General features: G+C 52.2%; 20 protein-coding genes. 9 read left to right on the forward strand and 11 right to left on the reverse strand.

Annotated elements, in window-relative coordinates; translation table 11 throughout:
• Positions 1–4: 4 nt before the first annotated feature.
• A complete protein-coding gene (aaeA, locus tag A6301_RS08430; RefSeq protein WP_234257536.1) occupies positions 5–970 on the reverse strand; it encodes a p-hydroxybenzoic acid efflux pump subunit AaeA in 966 nt (321 codons plus the stop codon).
• Between the two features lie 7 nt (positions 971–977).
• Positions 978–1,181, reverse strand: a complete 204-nt coding sequence (gene aaeX, locus A6301_RS08435; protein ID WP_005975424.1) for a p-hydroxybenzoic acid efflux pump operon protein AaeX — start codon at positions 1,179–1,181, stop codon at positions 978–980.
• Positions 1,182–1,513: 332 nt separating this feature from the next.
• On the opposite strand from aaeX, the gene aaeR reads away from it, so the two are divergent.
• From aaeR to A6301_RS08450, 3 genes are all read left to right on the forward strand, one after another.
• Positions 1,514–2,449 (forward strand): HTH-type transcriptional activator AaeR, encoded by a 936-nt coding sequence (gene aaeR / locus A6301_RS08440; RefSeq protein ID WP_107170725.1) that lies wholly within the window; start codon positions 1,514–1,516, stop codon positions 2,447–2,449.
• Between the two features lie 111 nt (positions 2,450–2,560).
• A complete protein-coding gene (locus A6301_RS08445) occupies positions 2,561–2,899 on the forward strand; it encodes a hypothetical protein (protein WP_234257537.1) in 339 nt (112 codons plus the stop codon).
• Positions 2,900–2,908: 9 nt separating this feature from the next.
• The gene (locus A6301_RS08450) at positions 2,909–3,502 is read left to right on the forward strand and encodes a hypothetical protein (RefSeq protein WP_107170723.1); all 594 of its coding nucleotides are present in this window, start codon (positions 2,909–2,911) and stop codon (positions 3,500–3,502) included.
• 78 nt (positions 3,503–3,580) lie between these two features.
• Here the strand turns inward: A6301_RS08450 and tldD are convergent, their stop codons facing one another.
• From tldD to csrD, 8 genes are all read right to left on the reverse strand, one after another.
• A complete protein-coding gene (gene tldD, locus A6301_RS08455; RefSeq protein ID WP_205540762.1) occupies positions 3,581–5,026 on the reverse strand; it encodes a metalloprotease TldD in 1,446 nt (481 codons plus the stop codon).
• A gap of 56 nt (positions 5,027–5,082) precedes the next feature.
• Entirely contained in the window at positions 5,083–8,913 is a 3,831-nt protein-coding gene (yhdP, locus tag A6301_RS08460; protein ID WP_234257538.1) for an AsmA2 domain-containing protein YhdP, read from the reverse strand.
• Between the two features lie 41 nt (positions 8,914–8,954).
• Positions 8,955–10,424 carry a ribonuclease G gene (gene rng / locus A6301_RS08465; protein ID WP_005975412.1) on the reverse strand — a complete coding sequence of 490 codons (1,470 nt, stop codon included), beginning with the start codon at positions 10,422–10,424 and terminating at the stop codon, positions 8,955–8,957.
• Positions 10,414–11,007, reverse strand: a complete 594-nt coding sequence (locus A6301_RS08470) for a nucleoside triphosphate pyrophosphatase (RefSeq protein ID WP_215483751.1) — start codon at positions 11,005–11,007, stop codon at positions 10,414–10,416. The genes rng and A6301_RS08470 overlap by 11 nt, the downstream gene beginning before the upstream one ends.
• Positions 11,008–11,015: 8 nt before the next feature.
• Positions 11,016–11,504, reverse strand: coding sequence for a rod shape-determining protein MreD (gene mreD, locus A6301_RS08475; protein WP_107170719.1), 489 nt, complete (start codon positions 11,502–11,504; stop codon positions 11,016–11,018).
• The gene (gene mreC, locus A6301_RS08480; protein WP_107170718.1) at positions 11,501–12,484 is read right to left on the reverse strand and encodes a rod shape-determining protein MreC; all 984 of its coding nucleotides are present in this window, start codon (positions 12,482–12,484) and stop codon (positions 11,501–11,503) included. Before mreC ends, mreD begins: the two co-directional genes overlap by 4 nt.
• A 163-nt stretch (positions 12,485–12,647) precedes the next feature.
• Complete coding sequence (gene mreB / locus A6301_RS08485; RefSeq protein WP_107170717.1) at positions 12,648–13,691, reverse strand: rod shape-determining protein MreB; 1,044 nt, start codon at positions 13,689–13,691, stop codon at positions 12,648–12,650.
• Between the two features lie 316 nt (positions 13,692–14,007).
• Positions 14,008–15,945, reverse strand: coding sequence for an RNase E specificity factor CsrD (gene csrD / locus A6301_RS08490; RefSeq protein WP_234257539.1), 1,938 nt, complete (start codon positions 15,943–15,945; stop codon positions 14,008–14,010).
• A 285-nt stretch (positions 15,946–16,230) separates the two neighbouring features.
• Here csrD and A6301_RS08495 point away from each other — a divergent pair, with 285 nt between their 5' ends.
• From A6301_RS08495 to accC, 6 genes are all read left to right on the forward strand, one after another.
• Positions 16,231–17,208, forward strand: coding sequence for an MDR family oxidoreductase (locus A6301_RS08495; RefSeq protein WP_107170715.1), 978 nt, complete (start codon positions 16,231–16,233; stop codon positions 17,206–17,208).
• A gap of 428 nt (positions 17,209–17,636) precedes the next feature.
• Positions 17,637–18,638 carry a protein-methionine-sulfoxide reductase catalytic subunit MsrP gene (msrP, locus tag A6301_RS08500; protein ID WP_234257540.1) on the forward strand — a complete coding sequence of 334 codons (1,002 nt, stop codon included), beginning with the start codon at positions 17,637–17,639 and terminating at the stop codon, positions 18,636–18,638.
• Positions 18,639–18,674: 36 nt separating this feature from the next.
• The gene (gene msrQ / locus A6301_RS08505) at positions 18,675–19,274 is read left to right on the forward strand and encodes a protein-methionine-sulfoxide reductase heme-binding subunit MsrQ (protein ID WP_107170713.1); all 600 of its coding nucleotides are present in this window, start codon (positions 18,675–18,677) and stop codon (positions 19,272–19,274) included.
• A gap of 254 nt (positions 19,275–19,528) precedes the next feature.
• Positions 19,529–19,981, forward strand: coding sequence for a type II 3-dehydroquinate dehydratase (gene aroQ / locus A6301_RS08510; RefSeq protein ID WP_107170712.1), 453 nt, complete (start codon positions 19,529–19,531; stop codon positions 19,979–19,981).
• 24 nt (positions 19,982–20,005) lie between these two features.
• Positions 20,006–20,473 (forward strand): acetyl-CoA carboxylase biotin carboxyl carrier protein, encoded by a 468-nt coding sequence (accB, locus tag A6301_RS08515; RefSeq protein ID WP_107170711.1) that lies wholly within the window; start codon positions 20,006–20,008, stop codon positions 20,471–20,473.
• A gap of 11 nt (positions 20,474–20,484) precedes the next feature.
• A complete protein-coding gene (gene accC, locus A6301_RS08520; RefSeq protein WP_234257541.1) occupies positions 20,485–21,828 on the forward strand; it encodes an acetyl-CoA carboxylase biotin carboxylase subunit in 1,344 nt (447 codons plus the stop codon).
• Positions 21,829–22,111: 283 nt separating this feature from the next.
• Here the strand turns inward: accC and A6301_RS08525 are convergent, their stop codons facing one another.
• Positions 22,112–22,540, reverse strand: coding sequence for a molybdopterin-binding protein (locus A6301_RS08525; RefSeq protein WP_234257542.1), 429 nt, complete (start codon positions 22,538–22,540; stop codon positions 22,112–22,114).
• Positions 22,541–22,921 lie beyond the last annotated feature (381 nt).

Consider the following 22,921-nt stretch of genomic DNA (forward strand, 5'->3'; position numbering starts at 1 on the left):
TCACTTAGCCAAACTCACGCAGGCGATAAAGCAGGCGAATGAGCGGTGACGGTTTTTTATCATTGTTGACCTGCTCGCCGGTAATCACCACGGTCGCCGTGGTGCCAGCCGGATAGAGGTCACCCATTTGCCGATCGAGACGAATTTTTACCGGCACGCGCTGTGCCAAACGCACCCACTCCAGATTGGAATCTACGTTAGCCAGGCCTTTCGTATTCGCACTATTGCTGCTGTTATTTACCCCAGCCGCCACGCTATCGACCGTACCGTAAAATATTTTTTCGCTACCCAGCGGCGTGATTTCCGCACGATAGCCGCGGCGGACACCTTCAAGTTTGGTCTCTTCCATATACGCCAGCAGGTAAAACGAATCCTTCTTCACCAGCGCCACTGCCGTATTACCACGTTCGATAAATTCACCGCTCTGCACATGCAGGTTGGTCACCCAACCGTCGGCAGGGGCGCGTACCACGGTGCGCTCCAACTCCAGTTTCGCCAGCGACAATACCGCCTGCGCTTTAGCAAGCTGGTGTGTTGCGGTTTCTAGCGCATTGCTGGACTGATCGATATTTTCCTGTGACATCGCGCTGACGCCCAGCCGCGCACGACGTCCTGACTCCCGACGTTTTTCGGTTACCAGCGCCTGATAGTAAGCAACATCGGCTTCCGCCTGCGCAACAGCCTGGTGGTAACGCGGCTGATCGATGACAAACAGCACATCGCCTTGGTTCACCAGTTGATTGTCCGTCACGCGAACATCGCTCAATAAGCCGCTGACATCCGGCGCGATTGCCACCACATTCGCAGTAAATTTGGCGTCACGCGTCCAGGGCGATTCGGTATAAAACGCCCAAACACGGAAAATGGCCACAATCGCACACAGCACAACCACCAGCGTGATGACAACACGGCTCAGTTTTTTTATCAGCACGGCCTGCTGCCTAAACAAGGTTAAAAAGAAATTTTTCACAGATGCCTCACAGGCCGTAACGGAACAGTAAATAGAACAAGCAGCAGAACAGCGCGCTGTTAAACAGCGCCGGATGCCAGACAAAGTCATAGATCCCCGTTGGTTGCAGCAAGCGGTTCACGACAAAAAATAGGGTCAATGACACCAGCAACACAAAAAATACGGGGGGAAATGACAGCCCGAACAGCACCATAACCGGGAGTGAACTCATCCTCTTTTCCTTTTTTCTATTAGGTAGCGGTAGCGCGCAGGTTCGCTACCGGATGGTAAATTATGTTGTCTGATACTGACGTTCAGCATAGACAAAAGCGCTTCATCCCGCAGGCTGGCTGCCAGCGAATGAGATAGCGTTAAACTGATGAGTAGCGATGACTAACGATGGGAAATCAGCGTATTACTTATATTGAGTAAATAATTATAATCATTGAGGACCCTGAGCAGACAATGTTCCACCCGGCACCACCGGATAGGCTATATTATGGCTGCTTATTATCACCTTATCTACATAGTGTGATCTAAATCACTTTTAAGCCAGAGTGAATAATGGAAAGACTAAAGAGTATGTCGGTATTTGCCCGCGTGGTGGAATTTGGTTCTTTTACCGCCGCCGCTCGCCAGTTGCAGATGAGCGTATCCGCCGTCAGCCAGACCGTCACCAAGCTTGAAGATGAACTACAAATTAAGCTGCTTAACCGCAGTACGCGCAGTATTGGGCTGACGGAGGCGGGAAAGATTTACTATCACGGCTGCCGTCGCATGCTGCATGAAGCACATGAGGTTCATGAACAGCTTTATGCCTTCAACAACACGCCGATCGGCACGCTGCGCATTGGTAGCTCGTCCACCATGGCACAGAATGTGTTGTCCACTATGACTGCGGAGATGTTGAAGGAATATCCCGGTTTGTCCGTCAATCTGGTCACCGGGATTCCCGCTCCCGACCTGATTGCCGACGGATTGGATATCGTCATTCGCGTCGGTGCGCTACAGGATTCCAGCCTGTTTTCGAAACGCTTAGGTTCGATGCCGATGGTAGTTTGCGCCGCGAAAAGCTATCTGGCGCAGCACGGCACACCGGATAAGCCGGCAGATATGGTGAACTTTTCCTGGTTGGAATACAGCGTACGGCCCGACAGCGAATTTGAACTAATCGCACCGGAAGGCATTTCGACCCGCGTCACGCCACAAGGGCGTTTTGTTACTAACGACCCACAAACGCTGGTACGCTGGCTCAAGGCCGGAGCGGGCATCGCGTACGTTCCGCTGATGTGGATCGTGGACGAGATCAAGCGCGGCGAAATCGAGATTCTGTTCAATCGCTACCACTCCGACCCGCGCCCGGTCTACGCGCTCTACACTCGCAAAGACAACCTGCCGCTAAAAGTACAGGTCTGCATTAACTACATGACGGAATACTTCAAAAACGTCGCCCTGACGTATCAAGGCTATCGGCAAGACCATGGAGAGGAAAAAAAATAGGTTGTGCAAAGAGGAAAATGCGAGGCGTTTCCCTCTTTCATACAAAACACATCCCCATACCACCATTCGTGCGTTATACCTCTTTCTTTCGTTCAAGAAAGTAAAAATCACATGGATGACGTACGAATAAATTCGTACAATATGGGTGAAGGGATGGGATTTAAGGATGCCAAAAAGCAACTTATCATCTGTTTGCAGTCGGGGAATGTGCTACATGAAGCCAGAGGGAACATCAGTACGAAGAACTTGCTGGCAACTGGGCAAGCATCAATAACAGAACTCATTGATATTATTTATCAATCTGCGGGGACATCCTACGCGTCTTCACCCCATCATTTTGCAGCGCATATTGATGTTCATATCATCCGTTGCCGCCATCGGGGAATACCGTGGTATATCAAATGGTACTTTACCGAGCCGGATTGTGTCTTTATTAGCGTCCACCATTGAGGCGATGACATGAAAATTTTCAAAGTCGGCGATACACAGTCCATTATCTGTAACACATGCCAGTCACTTGAAACTGCGACATTTCAGCTTAAAGACGTCCCATTCAGCGACAACAGTGGCGTGGTGAGACAGGTTTTGGTTGGCGTTTGCAATCGCTGCGGGAATGTTGCCACCATTCCCCATCAGTCTACGCCCATGATTAAGAAAGCGCTGGATGTACAGCGTAAGGCGCTGGAAAGCAGAGTCCCTGCGCACATGATAGACATCCTGAATCTGGCAAGTTGCGAATTAGGTGGCGAGCCCGATTTTATTCCCACTCTGATGAAATACTATCTTCATACACTAGCGGCCGACCGCATAGCAGCACAAGATATCCCGCGTTTTCTGCAAAGTGATTTGGCAAAAGGAAAATCCGAGAAACGTCTTTCTCTTAAAGGCAGACATGTCGCGGCAGACATCGACGAACTAAAAGCCGCGACAAACATCTCCAGCACAACAGACCTGTTAAAAGGCATTGTTCTCAAAATTAAGGAAGACGTCTTGGTACAGCGAGATGAAATACACATCCAGCAGCTCAAGTCGATTATTGCCGCGGTTTCCTGATTTTTTACTCCATTACCTCACAACCCAAGAAAAAAACCGCGCTCATAAAGCGCGGTTTTAAAGGAGGATCAGAGCAAACTACGCCGTGCCGCCAACGGTCAGGCTTTCCAGCTTCAGCGTAGGCTGACCCACGCCGACTGGCAGGCTTTGCCCTTCTTTACCACACACACCGACGCCTTTATCCAACGCCAGATCGTTGCCGACCATAGAGATCTGTTGCATCGCTTCAATGCCAGAGCCAATCAGCGTCGCACCTTTGACTGGCGTGGTGATACGACCTTTTTCGATCAGGTACGCTTCGGACGTCGAGAAGACGAACTTGCCAGAAGTGATATCCACCTGACCCCCGCCAAAGTTTGGCGCATACAGACCGTATTCGACGCTGGAGATAATCTCCTCCGGCGTGGATTTGCCAGCCAGCATATAGGTGTTGGTCATACGCGGCATCGGCAGATGCGCATAAGATTCGCGGCGACCATTGCCCGTCGGCGCAACGCCCATCAGGCGAGCATTCAGCTTATCTTGCATGTAGCCTTTAAGAATACCGTTTTCAATCAGGACATTGTACTGCCCTGGAACGCCTTCATCGTCCATTGAGAGAGAGCCGCGACGTCCGCTCAACGTGCCATCATCCACCACCGTACACAGCTCTGACGCGACGAGTTTACCCATCTGCCCGCTGAACACTGACGTACCGCGACGGTTAAAATCACCTTCCAAGCCGTGACCCACCGCTTCATGCAGCAACACGCCCGGCCAACCTGCGCCTAGCACTACAGGCATCGGCCCTGCGGGTGCGGCCACCGCCGACAGGTTAACCAGCGCCATGCGCACAGCTTCTTTCGCCCACGCATCGACGCGCGGTTCGCCGTCCGTCACTTCCCAGAAATACGCATAGCCGCCACGCGTGCCGCCGCCGCTGCTACCGCGCTCACGTTTACCTTCAGCTTCAACCAGCACGCTGATTGACAGACGCACCAGTGGACGCACATCCGCCGCCAGCGTGCCATCGGTCGCAGCCACCAGCACCAGTTCATACACGCCAGTCAGGCTCGCTGACACTTCCTGCACCCGCGTATCCGCAGCACGAGCAACTGTATCCGCACGTTGCAACAGTGCAATTTTATCCTCACGCGTCAGACTATCCAGCGGATTCAACGTTGGATAGAGCGCACGATGTGACACTTCACCCAACGTATGCGCCGTTCCAGTACCCTGTTCCCGTACAATACTGCGTGCTGCCTGCGCACTCTGATGTAATGCATTCAACGTGATCTGATCGGCATACGCAAACCCGGTCTTTTCACCGTCAATCGCCCGGATACCCACGCCCTGATCGATATTGTAAGACCCGTCTTTAATGATGCGATCTTCCAGTACCCAGGATTCATGGTAGCTGGACTGGAAATAGAGATCGGCATAGTCCAGACGACGCTCATTAAGCGACCCCAGCACAGCGGCGAGATCGTCAAGATTCAATTTATTGGCGGTGAGTAACTGCTCACTGACAAACGAAAGGCTCATAGTTTTTCACTCTTTATCAGATAATCGGCTGAGTATACTGCGCTGCCCTAACGGCATTATTCGCCTTTCTTCTTGTTCGGCTCACGCAACACTTCCTGAATCTTTGGCTGATCGAGGCTACCGGAAATCTGGTAGCGAATCAGCGAAATCTTGTTCCATAGCGGTGCCAGCACTTTGCTGGCAGCAAACACCGCGGCCCCTATAACCGGATTGACAGCAAATGCGGTCGCCACACCCACCGTCGCAGAAATTTCCGGGGCGATAACTGCTTCCATATTGACCTGTCGCTTAGCGAGGTCGAGATCGCCTTTCATCGCGATATCCGCCTCCAGCCCGTCGATCAGCATATCATCAGTATGCAGCACGCCGTCTTTAATCCATGCAGTACTGCGAATCGAGTCGAAATAGAACCCCCGACCAAACGTATCGCTAAAATCAAACCGCAGCTTACGCATCAGCGCATCGAAGCTCAATAAACGCAGCAGTTGCCCTGCCTGACCGGCGCCCACTTCGGCAATTTCACCTTTGCCAATGCGTGTGTGCAATATCCCACTCAGGCTAGCAATATCCGGCGCCCAAGGTGTACCACGCCAATACAGATCGTAATCCACATCGAAAGAACCGGCCTTCAGCGGTGAATCGACACCAAACCAGTTAGCATTCTGCTCCAGACTCTCCCCCGTCAGACGGCCTTTTAGCGCGGTCCGTACGCCTTCTGCGTTTTCCTGCCAGGTACCGTTGACCGTCAGGCGAGCCTTACCTGTATCAATGAGGCCGTCCGTCAGCGTTAGTTTTTCCTTTTCTGGTAGTAGCGTTCCCTGAATACGCCCCATATTCTGCCCGATAATCCAGCACTGGCGGCAGTTCACTGCCAGCGACGGCCAGTCTTCAAAGCTGATGCTCGGATCGTTCAGCGGCGATTTTTTCTCCGCCAGAGCCACCGGATTGGTCGCTTCATTCCCTTTCCATTGAGGATTGTAGTAGAGATAATTGATGTCGCTGCGCCACATCCCACGATTAGGTATCGCCACCGTTCCGTCAATTTCGCGTCCTTTCGCCTGCACTTCACTGCCGCCAAGCGTATTTTTGCGCGTAATTTCCAGATCGTGCCACTGCTGTCCCAACAGTTGCAGCTCGGACGTCCGCAGCGTCACCACTTCAGGGAAACGAAAAGAACTCCGCGCTTTTTTCCCTTCCACTGACGCCGAGGTACGCAGAGATGGCAAAAGCCCCAGCCAGCTTTCAGCATCCAATGGCGGAAGATCGAGCACCAGCGCGGCATCTGCTGGCAATGCAGGCGCTGCCGTTGCCGCATTTTGCCAGCTTGCCCGTGCCAGCGTCACGTTATCGCCTTTCAACAGCCATTGGCTATTGAAGTGGTTGTCCTTACCCAGCCGTCCCTGCATAGTAAAACCATTTAAGTCACCGCTGGCTTTTACCTCTAGAGGCAAACTCTCGCCAGTTGTCTTAGTTAGCGGGTTAGGTAAGTGACTGCTTACTTTGTTTAAATCAGCCTGTACATCAACATCGTAGGTGGTTTTACCCGAGTGCGGCAGGTTGACAGCAACCGTACTCTTCCAGCCTGCCGTGCCGGACAGCGCTTTGCTTGCCGATGCCGGTAAACCGGGCAATAGCGCGGGTTGCCACTCACCCTGCAATCCTACATTCACCAAAAAAGCCTTCGCTTGCTCTTCTGTTGTGAAGTTGACTGCCATCGGCTGATTCAGCCAATTTGCCTGTAGCGTTTCACTGCGTAAATTGCCGTTTTCATAGCGGAACTTACCCGTGAGATTCTTAATCGTGGTATCCAACGGTTTGATGTACAGACTGTTATTGTTTAGCGTAATGTCGCCACTGGCGCGGACATCATCACCAACAAGCGGAATATCCAGATGCAGTGTGCCTTTTACCGGCCCGCCAATTTTCAGCTCATCCAGTGCCGTACCCAGCGAGGATTTCAGCGGCGTCTGATGAAAATAGTTGCCCACTTCAGGCCCTGAACCATCCAGTTCACCATCAATAAGCAGCATCTCTTTTTCATAATCGGGAATGACTGCACTAATATTTTTGCCTGCCACCTTACCTAGCCAGGTTTGCGGCGCAAACATCCACAGACCGTTGTTGGCAAAATCCAGATTGATATCCAGCGGCGTCAGCGCAGGCCAGCCAGGCTGAAACTCAAAGGTGGCCTCTTTCACCGGCACCCAGACTTCAAACTGGCCTTCGTTGTGCATAAACGGGAAATGCTGCGGATTACCGGCAAAAATTAGCGTCGCGTTATCGACACGACCCCCCTTCAGCGCACCACTCAGATAATCCACCAGTTCGGTGCCCATAAACAGCTCGGGATAATAGCGCCAGGCATCCGCCGCATCGGTCAGCCGGATGCCAGCCAGAATATCCAGCTTCGGTTCTTGCTTGGTAGGCTGTTCATAGCGGAAATCACCGTTAGCCCACAGTGATTTCGCCTGCACATCCAGACCATGGCTCCAGAGCGCCAGCCCCTGCTCGTCGTCACGCCAGTCTATCGTGCCGCTGGCCTGCTTGATTTCGAGCGGCGCGCGGAACATATCCACATAGGGCAACGTGCTCTGTTTTAACGCGATGCTAACCTGACCACGTTCGGCGCTACCGCGCGCAGAACCGGAAAAGTGATCGACTCCTGGCAGCAGTTTCCACTGCTTCCAGCTTACATCCTGCCAATTGGCGTGAAAGCGGCTTCTCTCTGGCTGTTGCAGAGGGATATCGACGGCAACGGCATTCAATGTGCCCTTCGGTTGCAGTTCATCCCAGTGCGCTTTCAAAGCTGGCGTCGTACCGGACAACAGTGGAAGCAGCGTGCTTACCCGCTCCAGCGCCAGATTACTGGCTCGAATGCGTAGCTCTTCCTGCCGATCGGGCCCCAGCATGTGTTCATTTTTTGGCAGCCAGAGTGCGGAGAGCCGGCCTTTCGGCCAGGCGATGCCATCCGTTGCCAGATTCAACTCAGGAACCTCCACCTGCCAGCCGTTTTCCTGACGACTAACATGCAGCGTCATGTCATCGACATTCAGGCGATGTGCATCGCTACCTTCGCCCCAGCTTGCCGTCCCCTGATTGAGGAGCACATCACCACTGTGGATACCACCATCACGGACATTGAGCCACGCCGCCAGACTAAAATCAGCACTTTCCAGCCCGGTATTGCTTTTCATCCAGCGGCTGAGCCACGGCTTCATATCGATATTGTCCGCTTGCAGATAGAACGTGCCGTTGCCAAGCAACCCCCGTTCATCGTGCAAATCCATGCGCATCTGCACCACGCCGTGCTGGCCGTTAAAACTCGACAGGCTGATCAAACCTTCTGCACGATGCCGTTTGTCGGAGTTCAACCAGGTCAGTTGAGGAATACTCAGCTCCGCTCGGGAACCGGAAGGGGTAAGAAAGGTAATCTGGCTATCGCGCAGGTCAAAGTGGTCAAACTGGCGCAGGAAAAGATCGCTGACCTTCCCTGACTCCATCAGTTTGCTATCCTGCTTTTGCCCGTTAAATTGGCTATTAAGATCGAGCTTTAACTGATGAAACGTGAGATCGCGAAACTGCCAGCGCCCGTGCAACAGTGACTGCCACACATCCAGTGCCAGCGTAATGCGCTCAACCCGCCAGTCTGATTCCGGCAGCGACGTGCGAAATTTTTCAATTTCCAACGTGGGGCCGAAGGATTCCCAACGCCCCGTCATTGAGCCGATTTCGAGCGGGACGCCAGCAGCAGACTGCGCCCAGGTCACCAGCTGTGGCCGAAAATGATCGAGCTGTGGCAGCACTAGTCTTAAGCCGCTGACTAACAGCGCAACCATCACGACAAGCGTGGCACCCGTGATGACGAGTATTCCGGGCAGTCGCCTCACTAATTTCTCCTTCTTTCGTCGCCGACGACGAGCGCACGAATTTACATCATTACGACGTCAAACTGCTCCTGGCTATACAGGGGTTCGATTTGTACTTTAACCTGTTTGCCGACGAAAATTTCAACCTCAGCTAACGCGTGCGATTCTTCACTTCTTAGCGCCTCCCCGACAGCGGGTGAGGCATAGACGAGGAAACGGTCGGTGTCATAAGCGTGGTGGACGCGCACGATTTCACGCATGATTTCATAGCAGACGCTTTCTACCGTCTTCACCGTACCACGACCATGACAGGTCGGGCATTCGTGACACAACACGTGTTCGATACTCTCACGCGTGCGTTTGCGCGTCATCTCAACTAATCCTAGTTGAGAGAAGCCGTTAATACTGGTTTTGACCCGATCTTTACTCAGCGCCTGCTCCAGTGAATGCAGCACCCGCCGACGATGATCTTCGTTATTCATATCGATGAAATCGATAATGATGATGCCGCCGAGGTTACGCAGTCGCAGTTGTCGTGCAATCGCCTGCGTCGCTTCCGTATTGGTATTGAAAATGGTTTCATCCAGATTGCGGTGACCAACGAATGCTCCCGTGTTGATGTCAACGGTCGTCATCGCTTCTGTCTGGTCGATGATCAAGTAGCCACCGGACTTCAATTCAACCTTTCTGTCCAGTGAACGCTGAATCTCATTTTCCACATCAAACAGGTCAAAAATCGGCTGTTTGCCCGCATAATGTTCAAGTTTGCGGGTCATCTCCGGGATATATTCGGAAGTAAATTCCAGCAGCGCTTCATACGTCAGTCGGGAGTCAATCCGAATACGATCCAACGCCGCACCGGCGAAATCACGCAAAATTCGCTGCGCGAGCGCCACTTCGCCGTAGAGTTTACATTTGGTCTGGTTGCGTTTTTTGCGCTCCATGACCTTGCCCCACAGACGCTTCAGGAACGCGGCATCCTGCGAAAGTTCTTCTTCACCGATCCCTTCCGCAGCGGTGCGAATGATAAAACCGCCGTCATCATCACAATACTCAGCGACCGTTTTCTTTAAGCGCTCGCGTTCCGCTTCGCTCTCAATACGCTGTGAAACACCAACGTGCGAGGCTCCGGGCATAAACACCAGATAGCGCGATGGCAGCGTGATATCGGTCGTCAGACGCGCACCTTTGGTTCCCAGCGGATCTTTAACCACCTGAACCATAAGATCCTGTCCCTGACGCACCAGTTCGGCGATATCACGGACGTGAAAATTCTTCTGTTCGTCACCAGCAACGCATTCGGTGTGCGGCATAATATCGGACGCGTGCAGGAATGCCGCTTTATCCAGACCGATATCCACAAACGCTGCCTGCATGCCTGGCAGAACGCGGCTCACGCGGCCTTTATAAATGTTACCGACAATGCCGCGTTTCGCATCACGCTCAATGTGAATTTCTTGCAGAATGCCGCCGTCGATATAGGCAACGCGCGTTTCTGACGGTGTAACGTTTACCAGTAACTCAGCAGTCATGTTTTCCTCTTGCACTCCGCAACGCAGCAAAATTACTGAATAGTTCGTGAGTTTCTACCAACGGTAGTCCAACCACCGCGTAATAGCTTCCGTTAAGCGACCGGACAAAGCACCCACCTTTGCCCTGAATACCGTAAGCCCCGGCTTTATCCATCGGCTCACCGCTGGCAATGTATCGCTCGATATCCTGCGACGAAAGCGGACGGAAGGTGACATCGGTTATCACCAGACAACTCAAGAGATCGTCTTTATCTGCCAGCGCGACGGCAGTCATCACCTGATGTTGTTTCCCAGACAGTTGGCTCAGCATCTCTGCCGCGTGGGTTTCGTCGTGCGGTTTTTCCAATACCTGACCGTTCAGCACTACGATGGTATCTGCCCCCAGCACGGGCAAATCTAACGGTGCAATCGCGACGCCTGCGGCCGCTTTCTCATGCGCCAGACGCCGAACGTAAACGTCCGCCGCTTCCTCCGGTAAACGCTGTTCTTCCACCGCCGCATTCAGCACAGCAAAAGGAATGTCGAGCTGTGTAAGCAGTTCGCGACGACGGGGAGAAGCGGAAGCCAGATAAAGCAGGGTCATGAATCACCTTATTGCACAGTAAACTGACGACGAATTTTACGCATCAGCAGGAACAGCCACGGCCAGAGTACCCCATCAACGACGCTGTTCCAGAGCGTTTCCGGTCGGAAAGAGACATTAATAACTAAAAATTCCGCCCAGAACACCGTGAGATCCATCAACAGCGACAGTAGCATGACAATTAATGCCTGCTGCCATAACGCCATATTACGGAACAGCTGGAATTTAAAGGCCACCAGATAAGCAACAATGCTCAACGCCAGCGCCCGTACTCCCAGTGTAGACCCAAGAATCAGGTCCATAATCAGACCCAATATAAATCCTGTCCCGACATTGACCCGATGCGGCAATGCCATCACCCAGTAAATAAGAAACAGCGTCAGCCAAGAGGGGCGAAACATGTAGATTTCATCCGGCCACGGCATAATCTGCAACACCATAGCGATCAGAAAAGACAGCCAGATAATCCAGTTGCCATGCCTGCGATAACGGTTCATTGGCGACCTCTCGGCGACTCGGCAGTGGGCGCAGCGATATCAGGTGGAAGCGGCGGCCCCATTTCATCAGGTGAAGGTAACACCTGCGGCATCATCTGCATCAGGCGCTCATTGGCAACCCGATGTACTTCCGCTGGCGGCAGCGACGTATTGGCGTTATTTTCCACGCCCCACAGCAGCAATAGATAACGTAGACGTTGTAACCCTGCCGTCGGGCGAGCCTGAATTATCGTATAAGCGCGCTGCGTATCCGCTTTGACCGATGACACTACCGCGACCGGATACCCTTCAGGGAAACGCCCGCCCAGACCCGATGTGACTAACACGTCACCCACTCGGATATCGGTATTATTAGGCAGATGCTCCAGTTGCAGATCGTCGGTACAACCATTACCAGCGGCAATCACGCGGATATCATTGCGTAGCACCTGAATCGGCAACGCGTGGGAAACATCACAAATCAATAAAACCCGGCTGGTAAACTGGCCAACCGCCACAACCTGCCCCACCACGCCTTTATCGCTAATGACCGGTTGCCCTTCATACACGCCGTTCGTCTGACCTTTATCAATCACGACCTGATCGCTGTAAGGGTCGGTTCCGGCGGACATCACCTGCGTGACCATCTTCTGCTCATCCTGACGCAGCGGAGAGCCCAGCAGTTCGCGTAGCCGTGCATTTTCCTGCTTGAGCTGACCTAGCAGCAAAAGGTCACTGTTTTTCATCAACAGTTCCTGACGCAGCGCGGTATTTTCAAGGCCTAATTGCTCACGAGTGGCCAGCGACGCAGACATATTGTCCAGAGCCTGGCGCGGCCCATTTGCCAGAAAGTAGAATGGGCTGACGGCGGTATCCATGTACGTTCTGATTTTGGCGAACGAACCGAGCCGACTGTCCGCAACGATCACGACAATCGCGGTAACGACAGTAAGAAAAAGTCGTAATTGCAGGGAAGGTCCCCTGCTAAAAAGCGGCTTCATAAAGTTTGCGTATTCCTCGACAGCAACCTCAAATCGCTCCTGGCGATTTTTAACGTCACAAAGCAGCGCCCCATAGGGCTACAGGCAAATAAAAAAGGGGTAACCACGAGAGATGAAAAACGCAGGCGTTCATCCATCCGGTCCCCCCTTTTTCCAGACAGGATTACTCCTCGCTGAACAAATCGCCACCGTGCATGTCGATCATTTCCAGCGCCTTGCCGCCACCACGGGCAACACAGGTCAGCGGATCTTCAGCCACCACAACCGGAATGCCAGTTTCTTCCATCAGCAAACGATCCAGGTTACGCAGTAGCGCACCGCCGCCGGTTAACACCATACCGCGCTCGGAAATGTCGGAAGCCAGTTCTGGCGGGCACTGTTCCAACGCTGCCATGACTGCGCTGACGATACCCGTCAACGGCTCTTGCAACGCTTCCAGAATTTCATTGGAGTTCAGCGTGAACCCACGTGGAACACCTTCTGCAAGGTTACGGCCGCGCACTTCAATCTCAAGCACTTCGTCGCCCGGATAAGCAGAGCCAATTTCATGCTTGATACGTTCTGCCGTCGCTTCACCGATCAGTGAACCATAGTTACGACGAACGTAGTTGATGATCGCTTCATCAAAGCGGTCACCGCCAATACGCACTGAAGAGGAGTACACCACGCCGTTCAGCGAGATCACCGCAACTTCCGTCGTACCACCACCAATATCCACTACCATGGAACCCGTCGCTTCAGATACTGGCATACCAGCACCGATCGCAGCCGCCATCGGCTCTTCGATCAGGAACACTTCACGGGCACCTGCACCCAGCGCAGATTCGCGAATGGCGCGGCGCTCAACCTGTGTCGCACCGACCGGCACACACACCAATACACGCGGGCTTGGACGCATAAAGCTGTCGTTATGCACTTGCTTGATGAAGTGCTGCAACATTTTTTCCGTGACCTGGAAATCGGCAATAACGCCATCTTTCATCGGGCGAATCGCCACGATATTCCCAGGTGTTCTGCCCAGCATCTGCTTGGCATCATGGCCTACTGCTGCCACGCTTTTTTGGGAACCAGCACGATCCTGACGGATCGCAACCACAGAGGGTTCATTCAGTATGATGCCCTGCCCTTTAACATAAATTAGGGTATTGGCGGTACCCAGGTCGATGGACAAGTCGTTGGAAAACATGCCACGAAATTTCTTAAACATAACTAAAGGATAATCCTGCAAGCTGGGGGCGAAAAATAAATCCGCCTACTTTACCAACCACACGAAGCAGCGACAAGGCACGAAAAGGCTCTGCTTCGGTGAAAAATAAGTCTGCGTTGCGCACGTCGGCATCAGGGAGAAGACACAGAATGCCGTCTCCTCAGGCAGCAAGGCATTTTACCCCTGTCCACCCGACAGAATTGCACTAACACAGGACATAAAATCTAACATTTAATCGGATTGGCGCTAACGTAAGCACACACTAACCGATTTAACAAACGCCTCATTCTACGTCAATTTGAACAGGACGTTTATACTAAACACGATGCTGCGGTGAATATTTTTTCAGCTCATCCGTTACGGGGACTGATGCGGCAAAAAAATCGCCTTGCCCGCCATAAACCCCCTTGCCCAGCAGCACCCGCCACTCCTCTTTGGTACGCACACCAGCAGCAAACACACGGGTTTGCGTGCCTTTACAGGCCTCGGTCAAACTTTGCACAAAAAGCTGATTTTCCGGGCGACGCTCAAGACTGCGTACCAAACCGGGATGAAGCTTGATGACCTCCACGGGCAGCGACTTAATATACGTCGTGCTAACCAGTGTCAGACCCGCCTGCGTTACCGCCAGGCGACAGCCTAATCCCAGGATGACAGTAAGAACCGGGCGCAGGCGACCGATATATTGACAAACATCAGCCTCAGCAAGTTCAAATAAAATGCGCTGCCGCTGCGTTTTCGGACATTGCAGCAATATTTCTTTCAGCCAGCGCAAGAAAGGCTTTTGCAAAAGTGAGTCCACACTTACCGGTAAAGCCAGCGTTTCTCCGGGCCAGTTCGCCGACAAATCAACAATACGAGCGACAAGTTGGCGATCATAGCTGGTCGCCAACCCCAACTGTTGAACCAAAGGCATGTACTCTGCGGCGAGCAGTTCCTGTTCTCCGTCATAAATCCGGCTCATCATTTCACGATGATGCACAACCCCTTCTTTGGTGACGGCAGGCTTCTGATACAGCCGCGGCCCGCCACGCGCCAACGTTTGTTCCAGCAAGGTTCGCCATTTCACGCTGCCACGCCCTTTATCCGGCACCTGCCTGTCAAACACGCACCAGCTGTTACCGCCCTGCAATACCGCATTACGCGTCGCGTCCTCCACACTTTCCATGACCTGCTCAGCGCTTTGCCCACCGCGATAGGCGCAAATACCAATGTGAAGAATCTCCTCCCGATCGATAAGTGGACAAGCAGGGAGAATATCAATAGCTTTCACCAGTTGCGTGGCAATCGCATTGGCTTCCTTTAACGTACTGTGAGGGAGTAATACGGTGAAATCGCTGCTGAAATAACGTGCCAGCAGTGCGGAGGGATAACGCATGACAAACGTCGACAGCAGGTTGACTAACGTAAAGCGGTATTCCTGAAGGAGATTGTTATCACCATGCGTCTCCTGCAACGTTTCAAAATCTGGCACGCGGATCATCATTACAATACCGTGAGTCCCCACTTCTTCACCATCTTCCAACTGCGTGGTCAGTTGGTTGTCAAAAAACAGACGATTATTCAGTCCGGTTTCAGCATCCTGTGCGGCAAAGGCGCGGATTAAGGTATCGACCCGCCCGCGTTCCTCACGCGCTTCCACTAAATCGGACAACAGTTGATCGAGTGCCCCGCTAGTATTGACGGGCCATTCACGTACCGATCCCTGCATCACTGATTCACGTTCGCCTTTGAGAATACGCTGCGCACGCTTTTCCAACTCTTCCTGTCCGGCAGTCTGCTGGCGGAGCCAGCGGATGGAGAAGTACAGCATCAGGAGCATCACGCCAGCGGCCAGCAAAACCGACAGGGTAGACACTACAAAACGCGGTAAACCAATCAGTGGGTCGACATATTTTAAGGCGATCGTCATGTTCAAATGATGCATCAGCGGGAATTCGACTTCATGATAGAGATGCGTGCGTTCCCAACTGGCCTCAGGCAACTGTATTGAATAGAGGGTAGCGTCGTTATCCTGGATCTCCAGCACGACAATACCCGCCGTTTTCATCATCCCCGGCAACCAATACTGGATATTTTCAGGCGATTGCACTAATAACGCCTGATCGATACTGGCCGTGACCTCACGCAGTTGTTGCTCCGTTCGCGACTGGCTATAGTAACAGAGGCTAAATATGCTACTGAAAAGCATAAGAAAAATGGCGAGCGCCGTCAGCAATACCACGAGTATCGAGAATCTGGTCGTAAATCCCATCCCTGCGTCCTATTCCAAATAATTGTCATTTCTGCGAGTTTGTTGTTTTTTATCAGTTCGCATAGGCAAGCAACATAGTACCTTTATTAACAAAGAGTACCTGTAATAACTATACCCTAAATAATTCGAGTTGCAGGAAGGCGGCGAGCGAGGGCATCCCGATAAGCTTACTCAAGTAAGTGATTCGGGTAACTAAGCGACGCCAACGCACATGCAGCTTGAAGTATGACGGGTATATAGTCGTTAATGACTTCCCCATTTTAATCCTGCCACAGGAGATAGCCCATGCAGGCTTTAGTTCTTGAACAGTCAGACGGACTGACCCACGCTCAGATTCGCGAGATTGACGCAGAGCAGCTTCCCGCCGGGGACGTGACGGTCGATATAAGTTGGTCCAGCATTAATTATAAAGATGCGCTTGCCATTACCGGCAAAGGCAAAATTATTCGTAATTTCCCGATGGTTCCAGGGATCGATTTTGTCGGTACGGTAGGGCACAGCGACAGCGATCGGTTTACCGTCGGCCAGCCTGTCATCCTGACCGGTTGGGGCGTGGGTGAAAACCACTGGGGTGGTTTGGCACAGCAAGCACGTGTGAAAAGTGATTGGCTGGTGCCGCTCCCTGCTTCTCTGGATGCGCGTAATGCCATGATCCTTGGCACAGCAGGCTTTACCGCGATGCTGTGCGTGATGGCGCTAGAAGATGGCGGCGTGACACCAGAAAGCGGCGACATTATTGTGACGGGTGCCAGCGGTGGCGTTGGCAGTACCGCTGTCGCCCTGCTTGCAGAGCTAGGTTATCAGGTAACCGCCGTCAGCGGCCGTGCTGATAATACCGATTATCTGAAAAAACTGGGCGCCAAACAGGTACTGGATCGCAGTGAATTCAGTGGAACGCCTCGCCCATTGGAAAAACAACGCTGGGCTGGCGCAATTGATACCGTCGGCGACAACGTGCTGGCAACGCTGCTGGCACAGATGGACTACAACGCAACAGTTGCTGCATGTGGTCTGGCTGGCGGTATTGCGCTGCCAACGACCGTGATGCCATTTATTTTACGCAATGTTCGCCTGCAAGGCGTGGATTCCGTAATGGCACCGCTTGCTCGCCGCCAGCAAGCGTGGGAGCGTCTGGCTACCATCCTGCCTGAGTCGTTTTATCAGCAAGTCACGCAGGAAATCGGGCTGGAAGACGTACCAGCCACCGCCGCTGCGCTGCTGGAAAACAAAGTCACTGGCCGCACGCTGGTGAAAATCAGCTAACGCATTTCGTTGACGTATTAATTTGCGGAACGAAAACGGTGATAATGGAATAGAAGAGTAAAGCGTCCGCGACAGGGATGTCGCGGCTCGAGCGTACATGGATGTATTTACAGCGTCTTTACGATCTATCCATTATCATCGCTCAACGCATTATCAGTAATCTCGAGCGCTGTTACACCCTGCAAAAAAGTATTTCCTCTCTCCTACCGCGGTTTCTACCGCAATTCATCTATACTCGTCATACTTCAAGCTGCATGTGCGTTGGCTGCGTTCACTCACCCGAATCACTTACTTAAGTAAGCTCATCGGGATTCCCTCGCTTGCCGCCTTCCTGCAACTCGAATTATTTAGAGTATGTAACTAAGTGAACGGCAAGCAGTAAAAACGCCACTTTGCGTCAACAATAATAATGACTGGCGGGAGTTCACATGCAAAAACATCGCAAGTTCACGGAAGCCGACGTTACCCCGGAAGCCCTCTTCTATCAGCGTCGGCGCGTCTTAAAAGCGCTGGGTATTTCTGCGGCAGCGCTCGCATTGCCGCTTTCCGCACAGGCTGACCTGCTGGCCTGGTTTAAAGGCAGTGATAAACCCAAAGCACCGCCGGGTAAACCGCTCACATTTAGCCAACCTGCTGACTGGAAACTCGATCTGCCGCTCACACCGGAAGATAAGGTCACGGGCTATAACAACTTCTATGAATTCGGCTTGGATAAAGCCGATCCCGCAGCCAATGCTGGCGGGCTAAAAACAGAAGGCTGGACCATCAAAATAGACGGCGATGTCGCCAAACCACTCACGTTGGATATCGACGATTTGCTAAAACGCTTCCCGCTGGAAGAGCGAATCTACCGTTTTCGCTGCGTAGAAGCGTGGTCAATGGTTATTCCATGGGTTGGGTTTGAGCTGGCTAAGCTGATTAAATTCGCCGACCCCACCAGCAATGCGCGCTACGTGGCGTTTCAGACGCTTTACGACCCGGAACAGATGCCAGGGCAAAAAGATCGCTTCATGGGCGGCGGGCTGGATTATCCCTATGTAGAAGGGCTGCGGCTGGATGAGGCCATGAACCCCTTGGCGCTGCTGGCCGTTGGGGTTTATGGCAAGACACTGCCGCCGCAAAACGGTGCCCCCATCCGCTTAGTCACACCGTGGAAATACGGCTTCAAAAACATCAAATCCATCGTACATATCCGGTTCACTCGTGAGCGCCCCCCTTGCACATGGAATCTGGCGGCCTCGGACGAATATGGTTTCTATGCCAACGTTAACCCCCATGTGGATCACCCGCGCTGGTCGCAGGCCACAGAGCGCGTCATCGGTTCCGGTGGCTTACTTAACGTTGAGCGTCAACCCACGCTGCTGTTTAACGGCTACGCAGAACAGGTCGCTTCGCTGTATCGCGGCCTGAATTTGCGCGACAATTTTTAGCCATAACATCCTGCCGGGATAGGAACTCACCTCAGTATGAGACTGACTTTACAACATATTAATCGGCTAAAAGTGCTACTCCATCTGGCAGGTTTTCTGCCGCTGCTGTGGTTGATATTGTCGGTCGATCAGGGGTGGTTCAGCGCCGACCCTGCCAAAGATATCCAGCACTTTACCGGCAGAATGGCGCTAAAGTTGCTGCTGGCGACGCTGCTGGTTACACCATTAGCGCGCTACGGCAAACAGCCACTGCTCATTCGCTGCCGCCGTCTCCTCGGACTATGGTGTTTTTTCTGGGCGACGTTACATCTGGTAAGTTATGCGTTGCTGGAACTGGGTCTGAACCATCTGGCGTTGTTGGGTAAAGAACTGATATCCCGCCCGTATTTAACACTGGGGGTCATAAGCTGGCTGATTTTGCTGGCGCTGGCCGTGACGTCGCCACAGATAATGATGCGCAAGTTGGGATCGCAATGGCAAAAATTGCATAATTGCGTCTATTTAGTCGCCATCCTTGCGCCTATCCACTATCTTTGGTCAGTTAAAACGCTCTCACCGCAGCCTATTTTGTATGCGCTCGCGGCGCTGATATTGCTGCTGTTCCGTTATAAGAAATTTCGCCAATGGTGGCGCTAAACGCCGCGCTAGCACAGGAAAAGCCGATTGTGAGCCGCAGTAAAACTGACGCTGTTTTACGCCTTGGTGCAGGAATATCTCCGCAGATAAGACCAGTATTTAGCTGCGAATTGCCACGATATGGTTATAATGCACGACTTTACTTTCTCGGGTCGGACAATTTGCATCACGAAAGGTGACAAACGAATAGCTTCGCGCTATTTTGTGCGACACGGTTTTGGCAATCTTGGTCAATCGCGGGAGATAGCAGCACAATGGCAGAAAAGTTTCACATTTTGCTCTTGAACGGTCCAAACCTGAATCTGCTAGGAACCCGAGAGCCCGACAAATACGGTAAGACGACGCTAGCAGACATTGTCCGCGAACTGGAAACTCAGGCGCAGGCATTGAACGTGAAGTTTTCCCATCTGCAATCCAACGCGGAACATGTTCTGATCGATACCATCCATCAGGCCAGAGGAAACACAGACTTCATTCTGATTAACCCGGCGGCATTCACCCACACCAGCGTTGCGCTGCGTGATGCCTTGCTGGCGGTCTCGATTCCGTTTATCGAAATTCATCTGTCCAACGTGCATGCACGTGAGCCTTTTCGTCATCACTCCTATCTTTCTGATGTTGCGGTCGGCGTGATATGTGGCCTGGGGGCAGATGGTTATCAGTATGCTTTACAGACGGCGGTAAAACGCCTGTCAACTTCCAATTAAACAAAAGAGTACGGAACCACATCCATGGATATTCGTAAAATCAAAAAACTGATCGAACTGGTTGAAGAGTCCGGCATCGCCGAACTGGAAATTTCTGAAGGTGAAGAATCAGTACGTATCAGTCGTGCCCCAGCAGCGGTTAACTACCCGATGATGCAACAGGCCTATGCTACGCCAATGATGCAGCCACAGCCTGCTCTGGCCGCCGCCGTTGCACCAGCGCCAGTGGAAGCTGTTGCCGCACCGGCTGCCATCAGTGGACACATCGTTCGTTCTCCAATGGTTGGAACCTTCTATCGCACCCCAAGCCCGGATGCTAAAGCATTTGTGGAAGTGGGTCAGCACGTCAACGTTGGCGATACCCTGTGCATCGTCGAAGCCATGAAAATGATGAACCAGATCGAAGCCGACAAATCAGGCGTGGTTAAAGCCATCCTGGTCGAAAGCGGTCAGCCGGTTGAATTTGACGAGCCACTGGTTGTCATCGAATAACGAGGCTTATCATGCTAGATAAAATCGTTATCGCTAACCGCGGAGAGATTGCGCTGCGTATTTTGCGTGCCTGTAAAGAACTGGGCATCAAAACCGTCGCCGTTCACTCCAGTGCGGATCGCGATTTGAAACACGTATTGCTGGCGGACGAAACCGTGTGTATCGGCCCGGCACCGTCAACAAAAAGCTATCTGAATATCCCAGCGATTATTTCCGCTGCGGAAATCACGGGTGCCGTCGCGATTCACCCAGGCTACGGCTTCCTGTCCGAAAATGCGGATTTTGCCGAGCAGGTTGAACGCTCTGGCTTTATCTTCATCGGCCCACGCGCAGAAACCATTCGCCTGATGGGCGACAAAGTGTCAGCCATCACCGCCATGAAAAAAGCGGGTGTTCCAACCGTACCCGGTTCTGATGGCCCTCTGACCGACGACATGGACGCTAACCGTGTTCATGCAAAACGCATCGGCTATCCGGTCATCATCAAAGCCTCTGGCGGCGGCGGCGGTCGTGGTATGCGTGTAGTGCGCAGCGACAAAGAGCTGGAACAATCCATCAACATGACCCGTGCGGAAGCCAAAGCGGCTTTCAACAACGACATGGTCTACATGGAAAAATATCTGGAAAACCCACGTCACGTGGAAATTCAGATTCTGGCCGATGGTCAGGGACACGCCGTCTATCTGGCCGAACGTGACTGCTCCATGCAACGTCGCCACCAGAAAGTGGTGGAAGAAGCGCCAGCACCGGGCATTACGGACGAGCTGCGCCGCAATATCGGCGATCGCTGTGCCAAAGCCTGTATCGATATCAACTATCGCGGTGCGGGTACGTTTGAGTTCCTGTACGAAAACGGTGAGTTCTACTTCATTGAAATGAACACCCGTATTCAGGTAGAGCATCCGGTCACCGAAATGATTACCGGCGTGGATCTGATCAAAGAGCAGTTGCGTATTGCTGCCGGTCAGCCGCTGTCGATCAAGCAGAAAGACGTTAAGGTTCGCGGCCATGCGGTAGAATGCCGTATCAACGCGGAAGACCCGAATACGTTCCTGCCAAGCCCGGGTAAAATCACGCGTTTCCACGCGCCGGGTGGCTTTGGTGTCCGTTGGGAATCGCATATTTATGCCGGTTATACCGTACCGCCGTATTACGATTCCATGATCGGCAAGCTGATCACCTACGGTGAAACGCGCGAAATCGCAATTTCCCGTATGAAGAACGCGCTGGCTGAACTGATCATCGATGGCATCAAAACCAACATCGAACTTCAGATGAAGATCATGAGCGACGAAAACTTCCAGAGAGGTGGCACGAACATCCACTATCTGGAGAAGAAACTCGGCTTGCAGTAAATACTGCGCAATCGAGTCAAAAGGTCAGCTTATGCTGGCCTTTTGTTATTAATGCGTATGTATATACCTTAAATAATCTCATTCAGGGTCAATCACCCGGATCACATTTCCAGCGCTACCCAATGTTGATAATCAGAACGATAAATACGGCGCGTTTTATCAAGATATAAAGGGAACAGGCAAGAAGGGGTAAATAATCTGAGGGGAAGAATAAGCCGATAAATCCGTATCCGTCGGTTGTTTATCGGCTAAGCACGATATGCTTCGCTAAAGAAAGCAGTAATTATTTCCGGGTAGCCAGAATAATGCTGGAAGCCTTCACCAATGCGATCAATTCACTGCCCACCTCAATGTTCATCTCTTCCAGACTTTCATTGGTCACGGTTGAGGTCAGCGTCAAACCACCACCGGTAACCAGTTGTACCGTTGAGTTTACAGCACCTTTAGTGACAGAACTCACCTTACCGTGAAACTGGTTGCGAGCAGAAAAATTCAAGCCACATTCGGCTGATGCCAAAATAACCCAAGGCGCTTTCACCAACGCAATGGCGGGCTTGCCGACAGCCAACGCCATCGAATCACAGCTGGTCCGTGTAATGACTGTCGTTAACTTATCTCCGCTCTCCAGCGTCAATGCGACTTCATTGTTTACTGCACCTTCAACAATAGAAGACACAACACCCGAAAGCTGATTTCTTGCTGAAACTGACATAACGACTCCTTTTGGTTCATCTTTAACATAGACGGCAGACACCATACCGCACAGATAGCGGGAAGCCACGACATGATGAATCACCTGATTTTTATATCCACCGATACATAAGCAACATAATGGGCAGCATCGCCGATGGGGTTGATTCGGCTATTATTTCGCTTTCACATCACCAATATTCAGCGTTGTCGTACCAGAAGGGGAAATAATAGCGGCATAGTATGCTTTCCCCTGAGAAAATTATGCGATGCTACTTCCATCATTCGCCAATTACCTCAATATCAACAAATCACATACTCCCTTAGTATTATTTTGTGGCGAGACATCTTCTATTTCCGCTCTTATCGATCGGTGATATTGCCGAAATAAGGAAGCGGTATT

Origin of the sequence: Pectobacterium sp. IFB5596 (assembly GCF_021432585.1) — a bacterium.
GTDB lineage: Bacteria > Pseudomonadota > Gammaproteobacteria > Enterobacterales > Enterobacteriaceae > Pectobacterium > Pectobacterium punjabense.